Origin of the sequence: Flavobacterium glaciei (assembly GCF_003350545.1) — a bacterium.
Classification (GTDB): domain Bacteria; phylum Bacteroidota; class Bacteroidia; order Flavobacteriales; family Flavobacteriaceae; genus Flavobacterium; species Flavobacterium glaciei.
Genome location: NZ_QQBA01000039.1, coordinates 1 through 1,654, shown reverse-complemented (window position 1 = coordinate 1,654; position 1,654 = coordinate 1). Strand labels below are relative to the sequence as shown.

1 protein-coding gene is annotated in these 1,654 nt (G+C 38.1%); it reads right to left on the bottom strand.

What is annotated here, in order from left to right; genetic code table 11:
* Positions 1 to 66 precede the first annotated feature (66 nt).
* Positions 67 to 1,654 (bottom strand): IS1182 family transposase (locus DFR66_RS13765; protein ID WP_242008694.1); only part of this gene is annotated, 1,588 nt, incomplete at its 5' end.

The following is a 1,654-nucleotide window of genomic DNA, read 5'->3' as shown; positions in this document are numbered from 1 at the left end:
CGTCAGGCTGTGAAAAAACCCCGTTTTCATTTCTTTTTTACCTTATAGAACTGCTATAAACTGGTTCTAGGCTAAGCTAATTTTTGAGGTTCTTTGATTTGTTATAAAAAGTAGCGAAGCTAAAAACAGCTTTAAACACCTCATTTTCAGCAAAAACAAGACTTTTGCCTTGTAGGGTGAGTTCCATTTCTGAAGTTTAGCAATGAGTTCGGTAACGCCTAGGATATTGATACTGCGTTTGATGTTATACACCAGCATAATCAGGCTGTGTTCTCCATTTACTTTTTCTAATCCCGTTAAATTGGTATGGTTATAGCCCCATTGTCGTTTGATGGTGCCAAAAATGTGCTCATTAATCTCCTGTCGCTTGCGGTAGAGTTGCGCATTTGCATGGTAACGCTTATTGTTTTCTTCTACGGCATTGGCATATTGGCTTCGGTCGATTTCTCTGCCTGCAGCTCTACTAGTACATAAATTTTTTACGGGACATTCTTTACATTTTGGGGTTCGGTATTTTTTAAAATTATAGCTATCTCTATCTGTAGTTTTCTTATGCCAACTGCCCGTAGTTTTTAGTGTTTCGCCCTGCGGACAGGTATAAGTATCGGTGTCTTGATCGTATTGAAATTGGGCTACCAAATAAGCCTTGGTCGTACCGTTTTCGTTACTTTTCCCTTGTTCAGGCTGTGCTACAATGGTAGTTATGTTGGCTTGTTTGCAGATTTCTATTTGTTTGCCATTATGATATCCTTTGTCCACCAGTGCGGTATAGGTTTCTATGCCTAGATTCTCTTTGGCTTCTAGGGCAATGGCAGACAAGGCACTGCGATCGTTCTTGTTGATGGTGTGCGTGGCTACCACAAGATTGTGTTTGGCATCTACTGCAGCTTGGAGATTGAATGAGATTTCAACTACTTGTCCTTGCACTAATAAGGCTCTGGCATCACTGTCAGTAGTACTTATTTGCGGCTCGCCACTAGCTTTTAGTTTTTCTTCTAGTTGCTCATAACGCAATTTATTCCCTTTCAATCGGTCTAACTTTTGTTGGATATTTTGGATTATAGCGGGGTTATCTTTGGCGTCATTTTCTTCCAAAGCATCTAAGTATTCCTGGGATTTTAATTCAATATAATCTACATGTTTATCGATTTTCTTTTGATTAAAATTGGCTTTCTTGCTATTGTGGGCTCGGCTTTTGGTACCATCGATAGCAATGGTTTCACAGCCTATCAAATCAGCATCTTTTAAAAAAAGAACATAGAGTTTGAATAGCTTTTTCAAAGCAATAGGATTGTTTTTTCTAAAATCGGATATACTGTGGTAATTAGGAACAATAGCTTCTAAAAGCCATTGCATTTCAATGTTTCTTAAACATTCCTTTTCTAGATCTCGGCCACTTCTGACTCCGTTGAGATAACCATATAAATAAATCTTTAGAAACACTTTACTATTGAAACTCGGGCGACCTTCGGTCTTGAGCGTTTTTACAGCAAAATCGAGTTTAGAGAGGTCAATATATTCGACAAAGGCATCTATAAATCGCACCTGATTATCGGGACTTATAGTGTCTTCTAAACTTGAAAAACGCAGTTGTTGACGGGAAATACCTGTGATGTGTTGCATGATTAAAAATACGAAAAATCTTCTTTTTATT